16 protein-coding genes are annotated in these 15,872 nt (G+C 64.4%); 5 read left to right on the forward strand and 11 right to left on the reverse strand.

Going from position 1 to position 15,872, the window contains the following annotated elements; translation table 11 throughout:
* Positions 1-12: 12 nt before the first annotated feature.
* Positions 13-714: a succinate dehydrogenase iron-sulfur subunit gene (locus tag BRPE64_RS21515; RefSeq protein WP_014193767.1), complete on the forward strand. Its 702-nt coding sequence runs from the start codon at positions 13-15 to the stop codon at positions 712-714.
* Positions 715-778: 64 nt separating this feature from the next.
* On the opposite strand, the gene BRPE64_RS21520 is transcribed toward BRPE64_RS21515, so the two are convergent.
* The 4 genes from BRPE64_RS21520 to BRPE64_RS21535 all read right to left on the reverse strand — a co-directional run bounded on the left by BRPE64_RS21520 (position 779) and on the right by BRPE64_RS21535 (position 4,698).
* Positions 779-1,996 carry a DUF2252 domain-containing protein gene (locus tag BRPE64_RS21520; RefSeq protein ID WP_016346964.1) on the reverse strand — a complete coding sequence of 406 codons (1,218 nt, stop codon included), beginning with the start codon at positions 1,994-1,996 and terminating at the stop codon, positions 779-781.
* Positions 1,997-2,110: 114 nt separating this feature from the next.
* Entirely contained in the window at positions 2,111-2,740 is a 630-nt protein-coding gene (locus tag BRPE64_RS31960; RefSeq protein ID WP_016346965.1) for a DUF4148 domain-containing protein, read from the reverse strand.
* 44 nt (positions 2,741-2,784) lie between these two features.
* Positions 2,785-3,759, reverse strand: a complete 975-nt coding sequence (locus tag BRPE64_RS21530) for a ferritin-like domain-containing protein (protein WP_044042838.1) — start codon at positions 3,757-3,759, stop codon at positions 2,785-2,787.
* A 315-nt stretch (positions 3,760-4,074) separates the two neighbouring features.
* A complete protein-coding gene (locus BRPE64_RS21535) occupies positions 4,075-4,698 on the reverse strand; it encodes a TetR/AcrR family transcriptional regulator (protein ID WP_016346967.1) in 624 nt (207 codons plus the stop codon).
* Positions 4,699-4,832: 134 nt separating this feature from the next.
* Between BRPE64_RS21535 and BRPE64_RS21540 the strand changes: the two genes are divergently transcribed.
* Positions 4,833-5,318, forward strand: coding sequence for a DinB family protein (locus tag BRPE64_RS21540; RefSeq protein WP_016346968.1), 486 nt, complete (start codon positions 4,833-4,835; stop codon positions 5,316-5,318).
* A gap of 22 nt (positions 5,319-5,340) precedes the next feature.
* Here BRPE64_RS21540 and BRPE64_RS21545 read toward each other — a convergent pair whose 3' ends face one another.
* The 6 genes from BRPE64_RS21545 to BRPE64_RS21570 all read right to left on the reverse strand — a co-directional run bounded on the left by BRPE64_RS21545 (position 5,341) and on the right by BRPE64_RS21570 (position 11,671).
* Positions 5,341-6,030: a GntR family transcriptional regulator gene (locus tag BRPE64_RS21545; protein WP_016346969.1), complete on the reverse strand. Its 690-nt coding sequence runs from the start codon at positions 6,028-6,030 to the stop codon at positions 5,341-5,343.
* Between the two features lie 77 nt (positions 6,031-6,107).
* A complete protein-coding gene (locus tag BRPE64_RS21550) occupies positions 6,108-7,166 on the reverse strand; it encodes an ABC transporter ATP-binding protein (RefSeq protein ID WP_016346970.1) in 1,059 nt (352 codons plus the stop codon).
* Complete coding sequence (locus BRPE64_RS21555) at positions 7,163-8,254, reverse strand: ABC transporter ATP-binding protein (RefSeq protein WP_016346971.1); 1,092 nt, start codon at positions 8,252-8,254, stop codon at positions 7,163-7,165. The genes BRPE64_RS21550 and BRPE64_RS21555 overlap by 4 nt, the downstream gene beginning before the upstream one ends.
* Positions 8,251-9,144 (reverse strand): ABC transporter permease, encoded by an 894-nt coding sequence (locus BRPE64_RS21560; RefSeq protein WP_016346972.1) that lies wholly within the window; start codon positions 9,142-9,144, stop codon positions 8,251-8,253. The genes BRPE64_RS21555 and BRPE64_RS21560 overlap by 4 nt, the downstream gene beginning before the upstream one ends.
* Before the next feature lie 18 nt (positions 9,145-9,162).
* The gene (locus BRPE64_RS21565) at positions 9,163-10,104 is read right to left on the reverse strand and encodes an ABC transporter permease (RefSeq protein ID WP_016346973.1); all 942 of its coding nucleotides are present in this window, start codon (positions 10,102-10,104) and stop codon (positions 9,163-9,165) included.
* A gap of 13 nt (positions 10,105-10,117) precedes the next feature.
* Positions 10,118-11,671: an ABC transporter substrate-binding protein gene (locus BRPE64_RS21570; RefSeq protein WP_044042839.1), complete on the reverse strand. Its 1,554-nt coding sequence runs from the start codon at positions 11,669-11,671 to the stop codon at positions 10,118-10,120.
* Positions 11,672-12,017: 346 nt separating this feature from the next.
* Here BRPE64_RS21570 and BRPE64_RS21575 point away from each other — a divergent pair, with 346 nt between their 5' ends.
* From BRPE64_RS21575 to BRPE64_RS21585, 3 genes are all read left to right on the forward strand, one after another.
* Complete coding sequence (locus BRPE64_RS21575) at positions 12,018-12,656, forward strand: isochorismatase family protein (RefSeq protein WP_016346975.1); 639 nt, start codon at positions 12,018-12,020, stop codon at positions 12,654-12,656.
* Between the two features lie 89 nt (positions 12,657-12,745).
* Positions 12,746-13,513, forward strand: a complete 768-nt coding sequence (locus tag BRPE64_RS21580; protein WP_016346976.1) for a glutaredoxin domain-containing protein — start codon at positions 12,746-12,748, stop codon at positions 13,511-13,513.
* A 51-nt stretch (positions 13,514-13,564) separates the two neighbouring features.
* On the forward strand, positions 13,565-14,857 hold the full coding sequence (locus tag BRPE64_RS21585) for an amidase (protein WP_232519294.1): 1,293 nt from the start codon (positions 13,565-13,567) through the stop codon (positions 14,855-14,857).
* A gap of 22 nt (positions 14,858-14,879) precedes the next feature.
* Here the strand turns inward: BRPE64_RS21585 and BRPE64_RS21590 are convergent, their stop codons facing one another.
* Positions 14,880-15,842, reverse strand: coding sequence for a 3-hydroxyacyl-CoA dehydrogenase (locus BRPE64_RS21590; protein WP_016346978.1), 963 nt, complete (start codon positions 15,840-15,842; stop codon positions 14,880-14,882).
* Positions 15,843-15,872 lie beyond the last annotated feature (30 nt).

Raw genomic sequence — 15,872 nt, forward strand, 5'->3', positions numbered from 1 at the left:
AAGGAAATCGAAATGGCAAAGAGAATTTTTGAAGTCTATCGCTACGATCCGGACAAGGACGCAGCGCCGCGCATGCAGACGTACGAGCTCGATCTGACGCATGAACGCATGCTGCTCGACGCGCTCGTGAAGCTGAAGGAAGTGGATGAGACGCTGTCGTTCCGTCGTTCGTGCCGCGAAGGCGTGTGCGGCTCGGACGCGATGAACATCAACGGCAAGAACGGTCTCGCGTGTCTGACGAATCTGAACGAGTTGCCGCAGAAGATCGTGCTGCGTCCGCTGCCGGGACTGCCCGTGGTGCGCGATCTGATCTGCGACTTCACGCAGTTCTTCAACCAGTATCATTCGATCAAGCCGTATCTGATCAACGATACGCCGCCGCCGGAGAAGGAGCGTCTGCAGTCGCCCGTGGAGCGCGATGAACTCGATGGTCTCTACGAGTGCATTCTGTGCGCGAGCTGCTCGACGTCGTGCCCGAGTTTCTGGTGGAACCCGGACAAGTTCGTGGGCCCGGCGGGCTTGCTGCAGGCTTATCGCTTCATCGCGGACAGCCGCGATCAGGCGACGGGCGAACGCCTGGACAACCTGGAAGACCCGTATCGTCTGTTCCGTTGCCATACGATCATGAATTGCGTCGACGTGTGCCCGAAGGGGCTCAATCCGACCAAGGCGATCGGCAAGATCAAGGAATTGATGGTGCGGCGGGCTGTCTGAGATGGCACAGAAGAAAATGGCGCAGCCTCGAAAGAGCCTGCGCCATTTTTTTGGTGCCTTCAGCTTAAGCGGCCGCGAGCGCGTACCGTCTGCAGTGTTCCAGATAGCCTGTCTCGTGACTGCCCACGAGTTCGACGATACTGCTCCATAGCCACAAGGGCGCATCGATCGATCGGGTTTTCGAGCGTCGCAATTCCGCGAGCCAGCTGCGCCGCGTGCTCTTGTCCATTTGCCGCGCGTGCGCTCGACCGACAACGAGCGCGAGATAGCGCGCCACTTCCATCGCTTCCTCTTCGCCGATCTGCTCGATCTCGAGCTTCAGGTCCTGCGGCAGCAGTTCGCGCAAAATCACGGGCCGGCCTTGCAGGCTCGCTGCGCGCATGCGCTCGCCGAGATGCGGCGCGAGATGGCGCGCGCCTTCGACCACGCGTTCGGCATTGTCACGCGGCATCGACGTGTCGGGATAACGCGGCGCCGCCGCCTTCACGCCTTCCTTGATGTCGATAAGACAAAGATCGTCGCCTTCGATCACGCCGCCGTCAACGTCGAGCAGCACTGCATAGCGCAGCCGCCCGAGCGAACTGCAACCTTTGACCCAGTACGCCGCGTCCAGCACCGTGACGTCGCCGCTATTCGCGCGGCCGCGCAGGCTGGTGGCCAGTCGCGCCACCGCGTCGTTGCGAAAGAGCGCTTCGATTTCCGCGCGCTCCTTCTTGCTGATCGGCCAGAAGCGATTGCCGAAGGGGATCGTGGGCTGAATGTCGTCGAGCCTTTCGCGCGCAAGATGCTTCCACGAACGGCGTACCGCTTCGCGCATCACGACGCGCACGAGTTCCGGCCTGCGCACGGGTTCATCGGATTCGCGGTCTTTATCGAACGCTTCCGCGTAGCCGGCGAAGAGCGCTTCGATCATGTTGATCGTGGTGACGCCCGGCAGCGACGAGCCGCGCGCCGCCGTCGCCAGCGACAGTCCGAGGCGAATCAGATCGTGCGCCGGATTGCCGATGACGGTCTGATCGAGATCGCGAATCTGGATTTCGATGCGGCCTTTGGCATCGGCGACGGGACCGAGGTTGCCTGTGTGGCAGTCGCCGCAGATCCAGATTGCCGGGCCGTGCGGCAGACTGCGAATCTCGGCCTGCTCGAGCCAGTCGTAGAACTTGATCGTGTTGCCGCGCACGTAGGCGTGCGTCGAGCGCGCCATTTTGGTGTTGCGCCGGGCGTTGAGGAGTTGCTGCCGGTCTTCGAGATCGGGCACCTTGGCCTTCGGGGGCTTGAGCATGAGCGTTTTTGAACTGGTCGTTGGATGGTGCGCGCCAGAGTCATCGCACATGTCGTGCCTGAGCGGTCAGCGCGCCGCAGGCTTACCGGTCCGCAAAAAGCTGAACGCATTCAGCTATTTATTCGAGGCGCTCGGCGAGCCGCCGGGTCCGTACGGATCAGGATTGCCGAATCGCGGCAGGGAACCGTTCATTCTGGCTTGCCGCAGTTCCTCCTCGACATCCTTTCTCGTCTTGGGCCGTGGCGCAGACGTCACGACCGGCTCATCGAGATGCGGACTCGCAACCTGTGCGGTCGATGGCGCGGCAATACTGGGCGCCGGAGCCGCGACCGGCGATGCCTCATGCACCGGCGCACTCACGTTCGGTACATCGTCCTGATGCTGCTGCGCCACGTCCGCCGGCCGCTTCACGCCGTTAGTTTTCTTCACGCGCGCGGCGACATGCGGCGGATGAGCCTCGGCGGCTTTGAAGTCTCGCGCGCGATTCGCCGGAGTGGCGATCGTCACGTGGTTCTCCGCCGGCGCATCAACGATCGGCACTTCGCTGACTTCGGTCCGATCGTTCGACGTCGCGGGCGCCGCCTCACGCACGACGCCCATCGCGACGGAAGCGCGCTGCCGCGACGACCACACCGACTGGTCCGCATGATGTCTCCCATGCTTCAACAGATACGACGACGCAGCGATCGACACGGCCACGACGCAAAGCCCGACGACAAAAGAGCGATCGGAAAATCTGATCATCGATACATTTCCTCTCGGTTTAAATCGACGGGCTTCCGTTGCCGTCAGGCGAACGCGCTGCTCATATGCAGCGTGCCGTTCACACCCGCGGGGAAAAAGCCTCCCTGCGAGACCGCACCTTTGTTCAGATAGACGATGTTGAGCACATCGTCGTAACCGCGGCTGAACGCGATGCCGTTGTTATCGAGCGGAACGATATTGGAGATTTGTGAATTCACACCGGCGATTCCCTGATCGACGTCGCTCGACGAATCGAGCGAATCGCGCGCGTCCGAAATGGCTTGCGTCGCGGTCACGAGACTCGGCGTCTGGATTCCCTTCGAATACAGCACCGTTCTGACGAGGCCCGCATGATAGGCCTCGGCAGCGAGAATGCCCGCCGCGGCTTCGAGATAGGTCTTGTTGGTGATGAGCGGCGCAGCGCCTTTATACGCAGTCACGCCGACATCTTCGAAGATGAACGCGCCGAGCAGGAAGGAGTTGTCGTTCTGATACGGGTTGAAAGGCGTGCCCGCAGGCACGAGTCCCGCCGCCTGCGCCGCGAGCGAGAACGCGCCGTTCGGGTCCGTGCCGCCGACATCGAGCGAGGGCATGGCGACCGCCGAGGCGCCCAGTGCGGTGCGCAGAAAGGCTACGTGTTCGAGCTCGTCTTTCGCGATTTCTCGTGCATAGGCAGCGACGACGGGATCGGAAAACGTCACCTGCTGGCCCGGAATCACCTTGCCTGCCGTGCCCGTGCCGCTCATGAGATTCGCGGGCAGACCCGCGCCGGTGGTCGCGTAGGCATAGAACGTCGCTTCGAGATACTCGAGGTTCAGGGCAAAGTTGAGGATCTCGGGATCGGTCGGTCCTGTCGCCGCGTTGGCGCTGTCGCCCGAGCCCCCTCCGCATGCGCCGAGAATGGTTCCGCCTACGAGGCCGAGCCCTAATCCGCCGGCGCTGCGAAAAAACTGACGGCGCTTTTCGCGACGTTCGACGCGCCGATCAAGTACGTCTGTCAGTGGATTGCTGGTAGCCATATCCGTCTCCTGAAGGTCGAGTAATGGACGGCGTCGAGCCAATCCCATCGCGCATCGAACCAGACGCCGCGAAAGCGGGAAGCCTTGCCGGGCATGACTGTCCGTAGAAGCGCAGGCCACTCTCTTTTGCCGATACGTCGACGGAACCCGCCTCGGATTCAGGCCGTAACAGACGCTTTCAATTGCGACCGTGTCTTGCGATTCTTTACCGATCGTCGCGCTGCGAACCGGCAATCTCGACATTGCGTCGATTTTGTGGCGTTGTGGAAGCCTTCCGCGCCCGGTCTCACATTTTTAATTCGGCATACGAATCAATTAGCGAAGATAACGCACGATGAGACACGTGGCCTCATCGATGAGTGCGTCGAACGCTTCGTCGGAGAGACTCTGCGAGTGGTGCAGCACGGCGGTATGCGTCAGCGCCTCGATGCAGGTGAAGCAGACGAACGTGGCCAGTTCGAGATCGAGCGCGCGAAACTCGTCGCGATGGTCTTCGAGATAAGTCCTGAACAGCAGATACGTATCGTTGCTGAGCGCCTCGACATGCTCGTGTCGTCCAACACGCGGCATTTGCTCCGCAAGCACGCAATGCAAGCGCGGATCGATGCGATGCGCCTCGATCGCCGCGACGACGAGTCTGCGCATCGCCTGCTCCATCGGCAGTGCCGCGCAGTCGGCGAGCGCATTGCGCACGATCTGCAGAAGCTCCCGGCTATGTCGCTCCATCACGGCGGCGACGAGCGCCTCCTTGCTGGGGAAATACTGATAGAGCGAGCCGACGCTCACGCCCGCCTTTTCGGCGATGCGGTTCGTGCTGGCCTTTTCGAAGCCATCCTTGACGAGAATGCGAGCGGTTGCTTCGATCAGTGCATCGACCGTGGCGCGCGATCGTTCCTGAGACGCGTGTTTGCGGGGTTTCGTGAGCGTTTTGCGCGGCATTTTTCGCGCTCCAAATGCGAGTAGGAAAATACGAGCAGTCGCTCGTATTATGCCTTCAGCAAAGCGAAGGGCAACGAAGCAGCGGTCGCCCATCGCATGCATTCGCCAACTATGAACGTGAAAGGAGAGCCTGCATGAGTCATCAGCCCCACGCGCAACTGATCGCCATCAAACGATGGGCCGACCGTGGCCTCTGCGATGTCGTCAGCCGGAACATCGAGCGGATCAACGCGGAGGATGCGTCGATCATGATGCGCATCCTCGATCACATTCATGTCGTCGATCGGATCTTTCAGCATCATCTGCAAGGCATGCCGCACACGTATCGCGCGGCGCGCTCGGAGCGCATGCCGGAACTCGAAGCGCTTGTGCAAAGCATTCAGAAGGTCGACGACTGGTACGCGTCGTATGTGGATGCGCTCGGCGAGCGCGATCTGGAGCAAGCGGTGGATTTCGTCTTCACGAGCGGCAAGCCGGCACGCATGCGACGCAGCGAGATCATCCTGCATGTGTGTCTGCACGGGACCTATCATCGCGGCAATGCGGGGGCGCTGCTTCAGTTGCGCGGCATCGATCCGAGTCGCGACTCGATCACGGATTTTCTCGAGTATGCGGCGTGACTAGCGTGTCGTGATCGATACGCTAATGATGATGTTCGACCTTCAGCCGCTGATCGATCTCGAAGCAGCCGCGCAAAATGTGCTCGCGCATCAGATGCTCGGCGCGGCTGCTGTCGCGCGAAGCCACCGCTTCGAAAATGCGTACGTGTTCTTCGTGATAGCGGCGCATCGAGGCGGTGTCCATTACCGGTTCGGTGAACGGCTTGTGCGGCGTGCGATGCACCATCTCGTGACTGCGCCGGAACAACTCATTCGTCCACGCGTCGTTGATCTGCGCATGAAACCAGTCGCTGCGTTCGCGCATCGCCTGCACTTCGTCCTTGTCGAGCGTGCGTTCGCCGATGAGCATGCCGCCCGTTTCGGCGAGATACGCGCGCATCGTTTCGATGTGTTCGTCGCTGAAGCCGCGCTGCGCCGCGAGCGCACTCGCATAGCCTTCGAGGACCGCGCGCAGTTCGTATGAATCGCGCAGATCGCGCAGGCTGAATTGGCGCACGCTGAAGCCGCGATTACGCTCGTACACGACCATGCCGCGCGTCTCCAGCGCGACGAGTGCTTCGCGTACCGGCGTGCGCGACACGTTGAAGAGCTCGCCCAGTTCGGCTTCGCGCAGTTTCGCGCCGGGCTTGAGCGTGCCGCTCAGGATCATCGCCTGCAAACCGTTGACGACGGTTTCGGTCTGGGAGTTTTCGCTGCTGTCCGCCGTGTCCATGAGAGTCGTGCCGGTAGTGCGTCGCGAGTTTGCGTCGCGTGTGCGGTGATCCGGCGAAGTATATCGAATGCGTGCGCTCAGGCCGCCGCTTGAGCGGGATAGTGACATGCGACGAGCGTGCCGTCGCCGCGTTCGGCGAGCGCGGGATCGTCGTGTACGCAAGCGTGCGGCAGCGGGCCATGGCGCGTGTCAATCGCGCGGATCGGAATGATCGCGCGACCCGCGATATCCGGCTGCGCGGCGAGTTCGCGCGCCCGCACGCAGCGCGGATGAAAGCGGCATCCGCCCGGCAGATTCGCAGCCGAGCCGATTTCCCCGAGCACGCTCACGCGCGGTTTCGCGCGCGCGGCGGCCGGATCGGCGACCGGCACGGCCGCCAGCAAAGACTCCGTGTACGGATGCGCGGGCGACGCAAAGAGCTTGTCGCGCGTCGCAAGCTCGACTATGCGTCCGAGATACATCACCGCGACGCGATGGCTCACGTGCCGCACGACTGCCAGATCGTGCGCGATAAACAGATACGCGAGCCGCCGCTCGCGCTGCAATTTGCCGAGCAGATTGATGATTTGCGCCTGAATGGAGACGTCGAGCGCGGACACGGGCTCGTCGAGCACGAGCACTTTCGGGTTGAGCGCGAGCGCCCGCGCAATGCCGATACGCTGCCGCTGCCCGCCCGAGAACTCATGCGGATAACGGCTCGCGTGCTCCGGATTCAGCCCGACGGTGCGCATCAGTTCGCGCACGTGTGTCGGGCCGTCCGCGTTCCATGCGCCGTGCTCCTTCATCGGCTCGGCGATTGCCGCACCGACCGCGCGGCGCGGATCGAGCGAACCGTACGGGTCCTGAAACACCATCTGCACTTGCGCGCGCATCGCGCGGAGATCGCGGCCGGCCAGCGCGCCGATATCGACGCCATCGAGAAAGATATGCCCCGCGCTCGGTTCGAGCAGACGCACCGCGAGCCGCCCGAGCGTGCTCTTGCCGCTGCCGCTTTCACCGACGAGCCCGAGCGTTTCGCCGGCGTCGAGCTGCAACGAGACGTCATCGACTGCGCGCACGAGCGGCGCGCGCCGTTGCAGAAGCGAACGCTTTGCGCCGAACGTGCGGCTCACGGCATCGATCTGAAAGAGCGTCATGCGTTCTCCATCGTGACGAGCGAGCGCCAGTGAAAGCACGCGCTGCGATGCGCGGCGTCGTCCGTTTCGACGAGCGGCGGACGCAGCGTGCAGCAGTTCTCGCGTCCGCGTCCCAGCGCGCAGCGCGGCTCGAATGCGCATCCGGCGGGCAGGGCGGCGACATCGGGCGGGCTGCCTTCGATTGCGTGCAACGCGGAGTCCGGCTCGCCGTCAAGCGCGGGAATGCTGCGAAACAACGCCTGCGTGTACGGATGACGCGTCGCGCCGAACACGCGGTCCAGCGAGCCGCGCTCGACCACGCGGCCGGCGTACATCACCGCGACGTCCTGCGCGTAGCGCGCGACCAGCCCGAGATCGTGCGTGATGAGCACCATCGCCATGCCGGTTTCCTGTTGCAGGTCTGCGAGCAGGTCGAGAATCTGCGCCTGAACGGTGACGTCGAGCGCCGTGGTGGGCTCGTCGGCGATCACGACTTTCGGCCGCAGCGCGACCGCCATCGCGATCAGCACGCGCTGGCGCATGCCGCCCGACAGTTCGTGCGGATAGGCGTCGAGCCGCGCGCGCGCCTCGGGAATGCGCACGCGTTCGAGCAACTCGGCGGCCCGCGTGCGTGCCGCCGTCCGGCTCACGCGTTCGTGTGCGCGCAGCAGCGTCGTCATCTGCTCGCCGATGGTGAAGACCGGGTTGAGCGCGGTCATCGGGTCCTGAAAGATCATCGAGATCGATGCGCCGCGCACGCGTCGCGCCGCCTCGCCCGACAGCCGCGCGATATCGATTCCATCGAGCAGCACGCGGCCCTGTGTCACGCGTCCCGGCGGCGCGACGAGGCCGAGCGCGGAGAGAAACGTCATCGACTTGCCCGAGCCGGATTCGCCGACGACCGCGAGCGTGCGGCCGGGACGCACCGTCAGCGACACGTCATCGACGACGACTACGCCCGAAAACTCCGTGCGCAGACCGTCGATTTCGAGCACGGCTTCGGGATCGATGCGGCCGCCGCCGCTGTATACCTCGCCGGGCGCATTGGCGGTGTCGGCGGAGGCGCTGCGGCGCGCGATCTTGAAGACGGCCGGCAGGGTGCTGTTCATAGCGTCCTCGCGTCGGCGCGGCGGCGCATTTGCGGATCGAGCGTGTCGCGCAGTCCGTCGCCGAGCAGGTTGAAGGCGATGACGAGCAGCGCGATGCACGTGCCCGCCGAGAGCGAAATAAGCGGATGCGAGGCGAGAAAGCCCTGGCCGTCGGCGATCACGTTGCCCCACGTCGGCGCGGGCGGCTGTACGCCGAGTCCGAGATAGCTCAGGCCCGCTTCGCCGAGCACGGCGCTTGCCGCGCCCACCGTCGCCACCACGATCACGGGCGGCAGACTGTTCGGGATCACGTGCACGAGCAGGATCTTCCATTGCGCCATGCCGAGCGCGGTCGATGCCTCGATGAACACGCGCGGCTTGATGGTCAGCACGACCGCGCGCATCACGGCCGCCACGCGCGGCGCGAACGCGATGGCGATCGCCCAGATGACCGAACTCAGCGACGAGCCGCGCGCGGCCACCAGCGCGAGCGCCAGCAGAAAGCCCGGAAACGCCAGCAGGATGTCGATGAGCGCGACCAGCACGCGCGCGACCCAGCCGTCGAAGAAGGCGGCCGCCGAGCCGAGCGTCACGCCGAGCACGATCGAGATGACCATCACCGAGAACGCGACCTGCAGCGAGATGCCCGTGCCCCACACGAGACGCGAGAGCACGTCGCGCCCGTACTGGTCCGTGCCGAACCAATGCGCGGCGGAAGGCGCGGCGAGCGTGTTGGCCATGTCGGCGGCGACCGGCGAATACGGCGCGATCCACCGTGCGCCGAGCGCGATGACGACCATCACCGCAAGGATCACGAATCCCGTCATGAAGCCCGGATGGCGCGCATAACGGCGCCACGAGGCGTTGCTTTTACGGCGCGCGGGTTTGAGAGACGCGGCGGGTGAACTCATCGGCAAATCCTCGTTGGGTCAGCGCCTGCGCAGGCGCGGATCGACCGCTGCGTAGAGCAGGTCGAGCGCGGTATTGACGAGCACGACGATCACCGCGAGCACCAGCACGCCCGCCTGCACGAGCTGATAATCGCGCGCGCTGACCGCCTTGAGAATGGTCGTGCCGACGCCTGGCCGGCTGAACACGACTTCGATCAGGATCGCGCTGCCGAGCGAATACGCGAACGTCACGCCGATGATCGACAGCACCGGCACGAGCGCGTTCTTGAACGCGAGCCGCCAGACGATGGTGCGTTCGCGCACGCCCATCGCGCGGGCCACGCGGATATAGTCCTGCCCGATGACTTCGAGCATCGCCGAACGCGTGAGCCGCGCGACATACGCCGCGACCGACACGCCCAGCACCGCGGCGGGCAGCACGAGATGCCGCGCGCCTTCGATCCATCCGCCACCCGAGCTTGCGCCGAGCGCGGGCAGCCATTTCAGATGCTGCGCGAACACGAGAATGCTCGCGAGCCCGAGCCAGAACACGGGAAACGAGATGCCTGCGAGCGCGACGAGCATCACGCCGATATCGACGGCACTGCCTTGCCGCACCGCCGTGACGATGCCGAGCGGCACGCCGACGAGTACCGCGATCGTCATGCCGGCCACGGCGAGCACGGCCGAATCGGGCAGGCTCTGGACGATCTCCATGAGCGCGGGCCGCCCGGTCACGACCGACATGCCGAGGTCGCCCTGCAATGCATGCCCGATGAACAACCCGTACTGCACGAACAGCGAGTGATTGAGCCCGAGTTGCTCGCGCAGGGCGGCGAGCGCGTCGTCGGTGGCGTAGTCGCCGAGCATGTATTGCGCGGGATCGCCCGGAATCATCCGCACGAGAAAAAACGTCACGGTGAGAATGCCCGCGAGCGTGATGACAAGATGCAATGCCTGGCGCGCCAGATAGCGTTCCATCACGAGCTTCCTCTCAGGCGAGCGAGACCGGATACGCGTTCATGGTGAACAGCGAGTTCTGCACGAAGCCTTGCACCTTGTTCGAATGCGCGATGAACAGGCGATCCGCATACAGCGGCACGACGGGCAGGTCCGCCATGCTCTTCTGCAGGATCTTGCGATACGCGGCCTTGCGCCCGTTTTCATCCTGCGCGGCGGCGGCCTGCGCGATCAGATCGTCGACGCCCGAGTAGTGCGACGTGTTGAGCCCCGGCGGAAACGACGATTTCGCGAGCATCGAGATGATCGGACTGTCGGGGTCGGGCGCGCCGACGACGCCGGTGATCGCGTTCGGAATCTTGCCGCCCGAGCGCGCCTGAAGATAGGCGCCGCGTTCGAGCACCTGAATGCGCGTCTGGATGCCGATGGCCGACAGATCGCTCGCAATCGGCACGACGATCTTGTCGTAAGGACTGAAGCCCACGCCGATGATGTCCATCGAAAAACTCGGCTGTCCGGCCGCCGCGAGCAACGCGCGGGCCTTGACGGGATCGTAGGGATACTTCGGCACGTCCTCGGTGTATTCGAGGAACGCGGGCGTGAGCACGCTATACGCCGTGCCCTTGGTGCCTTTGAAGAGACCCGCGATCAGCGCGTCCCGATTGATGCCGTGCATGATCGCCTGACGCACGCGCAGATCGTCGAGCGGCTTGTGCGTCATGTTGAGCACGAAGTTGATGGTGTGATCGGCCGGACGGTCGAGCACCTTCACGTTCGGGTCTTCCTTCAGGCGCGCAATCACCGCCGGTTCCTGCAGCGCGAAGAAGATGTCGATCTCGCCGTTCGAAAGTGCGGTGGCCGCCGCGTTTTCGTCGCGGATCACGCGAAACAGCACGCCATCCACTTTGGGCGCACCGCCGAAATAGACCTTGTTTGCCGATACGCGCACTTCCTGTCCCGGCGTCCAGCTCTCGAACACGAACGGTCCCGTGCCGATGGGGCTCAGCGCGTGCTTGCGATCGCCCATCTCGGTGACCGCGCGGCGGCTCACGATCCAGCCTTGATTCAGATTCGTCATCTTGTGCATGAAGCCTGAATTCGGCGCCTTGAGCGTGATGACGACCGTGTTCGCGTCGGGCGTGTCGATCTTCGCGATTGCCGCGAGTTGTCCGGTGTAGTTGCTGCCCGTCTTTGGATCGAGCACGCGCTCGAACGAGAAGCGCACATCGTCCGATGAGAACGTGCCGAAGTTCTTGTGCCACGCCACGTTCTTGCGCAAATGGAACGTGTAGACGGTGCCTTCTTTCGAGACGTCCCAGCTCGACGCCAGATCCGGCGCGATGGTGTTGCTCTTTTCGTCGTAACGCACGAGGCCGCTGTAGATATGCGTCGCGACGGTCTGGTTCTCCACCTGAAAGATGCGCGCCGGATCGAGATTGCCGATGTCCGCGCCGAGCCGCACGCGCAGCAGCTTCGGCTGACTCTGCGCCCGCGCGAGCGGCGCCACGAGATTGAGCGCGGCGGCGCCTGCCACGCCCAAAGTGAACTGACGACGGGAAAGGCTGCGGCACGAATCTGAAGTAGTCATGGCGTAGGCACCGGTCAGAGAGCGATGGGATCGATCAGGGAAAGCGCGAGGCCAGAATCGCATACAAAATTTATCGGGGCAAGGCCTCCAAAATACTAATTTCGTAAGCCAGATTAAAGGAAAACTTGTAACTCGTACCGGTTGTTCCGTTTTTTATCGGAACGATGATCCAATTATTTTCAACGTCGAGCGTGTTTACCCGAATGGCCAGCGAATCGGCGGAAGTTCAGCATTCGTTTCAGAGTTGACTTCCGAATTTTTTGCATGCAATTTTAAGTGGGCGGCGGTAGCGCGCCTTCCACGTTTTCCGCCGCACCTTCCACTTCTCTCTCTCGCCGAGGTCGACATGTCGGATACGGATATCTTCATCAAACAGAAGTTTGGGCAAAGGCTCGGTTTCGGCCGCAAGACGGCCGTGCTGGTGATCGATTTCCAGGAAGGCTTCACGCGCGAAGACGGTTTCGGCGGCTACAACATCAACGACGCCATCGCGCAGACGGCGAAGCTGCTTGCCTTCGCGCGCGAGCAGCGCATGCCCGTGTCGCACGTGTACTTCGCCGCGCAGAAAGGCGGCTTCGATATCGGCACGTTCGGCGAAAAGGTGCCGCGTCTGCGTGAACTCACCGAAGACGCGCCGGACTCGCAGATCGTGCCGTCGTGCAAGCCGCTCGACGGCGAATACGTGTCGCGCAAGCGTCATTCGTCGGCGTTCTTCGGGACCAACTATGCGTCGTGGCTGATCGCCGCGGGCATCGATACGCTGCTCGTCACCGGCTGCACGACGAGCGGCTGCGTGCGCGCGAGCGTGGTCGATGCATCGGCGCACGGTTTGCGTCCCATCGTGGTGACGGACTGCGTGGGCGACCGCGCGCAGGCGCCGCACGAACAGAGTCTCTTCGACATGGGCCAGAAGTACGCCGACCTCATGACGAGCGCCGACGTAATGGCCGCGCTCGCGAAGGACAAGCAGGCGGCGCTTGCCTGACGCGCCGCTTCAACCGCTGTCGGGCCTGAAGACGTGCCGCGCAAGAGCGCGCAGGCTCGATGTCAAATCATCGCAAATGGAGGAGATCCATGTCTGATACCGCGACGAGTGCGCGCATCAAGGTCTTCTGGCAGCCCGGCTGCTCGTCGTGCCTGCGCACCAAGGAGTTTCTGACGCAGCAGGGCATCGAGTTCGAATCGCGCGACGTGCACAACGATCCGCAGGCGCAGGCCGAACTGATCGAACTGGGCGTGCGCAGCGTGCCGGTGGTGTCGATCGGCAAGCACTACACGCTCGCGCAATCGCTCAAGGACGTCGTGAAGTTTCTGGATTTGCGCACGACGCTCGCCGAGCCCTTGCCCGCCGCCGAACTGGTCAGGCGGCTCGACACGGTGATGAGCGCCGCGTCCCGCTACGTGCGGCAATTCACGCCCGGGCAATTGCACGAGCCGTTCCGCAACCGGCGGCGCACGCCGGGGCAACTCTGCTATCACGTGTTCCGCATCGCCGAGATGGGCATGGAGGCGGCGCAGGGCATCACGCTGCGCTTCGAGAGCTTCGACGAAGTGCCGCCGGAGACCTGGACTGCCGACGACATCGCGCGCTGGGGCGACGACGTGCATCGCCGCTTCGACGCGTGGTGGGCCGCGGAGCAGGATCCGGACGTGAACTACACGGTCTCGACGTACTACGGCACGCGGCCGTTCCACGAAGTGCTCGAACGCACCGCATGGCACGCGACGCAGCACACGCGCCAGGTCATGCTGATGCTGGAGAGCCACGGCATCGCGCCGGACGGTCCGCTCACCGACGCCGACCTCGAAGGCCTGCCGCTGCCCGACGAAGTGTGGGGATGACATCGCAATAACGCAGCAATGCTTGCTGACGGAGACCGGATGGAACCGTGCATGATGTCCGCAGCCGAGGCCGCTCGCGCCATCGGCGAAGGGCGCCTGAGCGCCGAAACGCTGATGCGTTCGTGTCTCGCGCGTATCGACGCGCGCGATGCCGTGGTGAAGGCGTGGCTTGCAATCGACCGCGAGCGCGCCATTCAGGCGGCGCGCGAAGCAGACAAGCGGCGGCTCTACGCCGCGCCCGGCGTGCTGAGCGGTTTGCCGTTCGGCGTGAAAGACATGATCGACACGGTCGATCTTCCGACGACGCACAACTCGCTCGTCTATCAGGACCATCGCCCGGCGCGCGATGCGGCGTGCGTCGCGCGCGTGAAACACGCGGGCGCGGTGCTGCTCGGCAAGACCGATACGGTCGAGTTCGCCTCGTTCGGGCGCGCGGCGGCGACCACGCATCCGCTGAATCCGGCGCATACGCCGGGCGGATCGTCGTCCGGGTCGGCGGCGGCGGTGGCGGATCATCAGGTGTGCTTCGCGTTCGGCACGCAGACAGGCGGCTCGCTGATCCGGCCCGCGTCGTTCAACGGCATTTATGCGCTCAAGCCGACGTGGGGCCGCGTGAGCGTCGAGGGCATGAAGCTGCTGTCGGCGAGCCTCGACACGATCGGCTGGTACGGGCGCGGCGTCGAGGATCTCGCGCTCGTCGCGCGGGCGTTCCGTCTCGTCCCGCACGATGACGGCGAAGCCGTGTCGATGCCGCTTGCCGATCTCCGCATCGGTCTGTGCCGCTCGCCGCAGTGGAGCGCCATCGAACCAGCGGGCGTCGCGGCGCTTGAGGCGGCGGCCGAACGCTTGCGCGCGGCGGGCGCGAAGGTCGATGACGTGACGCTGCCCGCATCGTTCGATGAAATGTCCGCCGCGCAGGAAACGGTGATGGAAACCGAGGGCGCCGTCGCGTTCCTCGATTTCGTCGAGCGCGAAACGCATCGCATGAATGCTTCCATATTGGAACGCGTCGATCCGAAGAAGCTCGATTCACCGGAGACGCTCTTGCGTGCCTATCGCACGGCAGAACGCTGCCGCGCCGAACTCGATACCGTCTTCGCCGATTACGACGTGCTCGTCACGCCCGCGTCGCGTGGCGAGGCGCCGGAAGGGCTGGCGAGCACCGGCGACGCGGTCTTCAACTCGATGTGGACGCTGCTGCACGTCCCGTGTCTCGCCGTGCCGTGCACGCGTGGACCGCATGGTTTGCCGGTCGGCGTTCAGCTCGTCGGTCCGCAAATGAGCGATGCGCGGCTCCTGCGCATCGCGCGCACGCTTGCGCCGCTGATCGACGCGCAAGGCTGAACGGCAGGGCTGAACGGCGTCGTTAGCTGTCGGCGGCGTGTTTCGCGCGTTCGGCCGCGAATGCCATGAGACGCTCATCGCGCCAGTCACGGCGCGCGGCGAGTTCATCGGCGCAAAGATGCTGTCGCCGGTCGCGTTCCACGCGCGCGATCAGTTCGTCATCCCACGGGCCGTCGTTCGTGCGCGAGCGCGCAATCGAGTGATAGAGCGGACCGAGCCGCGCGGCATAGTCGGCGACACCGCCCGGCGCGTTCAGATCGATCGTCTCGAACGGCCCCATGAAGGACCAGCGCCAGCCGAGCCCGTCGCGCACAGTCTTGTCGATGTCCTCGCAACTCGCGATGCCGTCGCGCTGCAACGCCCACGCCTCGCGCAGCAGCGCCGCCTGCAGCCGGTTCAGCACGAAGCCCTCGATCTCCTTGCGCACCCGCACGACGCTCTGGCCGATGCCGCGCATCAGCGCATCGGTGAACGCGACCGTCTCTGCCGACGTCTGCGTGGACGGCACCAGTTCGACGACCGGCACGAGATAGGGCGGATTGACCGGATGCGCGATCAGCACGCGCGGCGAGATACGCAGATCGCACGCGAAGTCGGACGCCTTGATGCCCGAGCTCGAACTGCCGATGATCACGCGCGCATCGGCCACGGCGTCGAGATCGAGCAGCAACTGCCGCTTGACGTCGATGCGTTCGAGCACCGACTCCTGCACATAAGCCGCGCCGTCGATGGCCTGCGCCAGCGAATCCGCGAGCGTGAGGCGCGCGGCGATCGTTGCCGGCGCTTCGTCGATCAGTCCATGCCGATGCAGCGCCTCGAGCTGGGTCGCGGCCCACGGCAGCGCGTTTTCCGCGGTGCGCGGGTTCGCGTCGTAGATGCGCACGTCGAGCCCCGCGCGCGCGAACGCGATCGCCCAGCCCGCGCCCACGAGTCCCGCGCCGATGACCGCAACGGGCCGGTCCAGATTTGCCTTCGGTAGATTCATCGTTCGTTGTGCCTTGTCATGTCGGTTGAT

It is taken from the genome of Caballeronia insecticola, from assembly GCF_000402035.1.
GTDB classification, from domain to species: Bacteria; Pseudomonadota; Gammaproteobacteria; order Burkholderiales; family Burkholderiaceae; genus Caballeronia; species Caballeronia insecticola.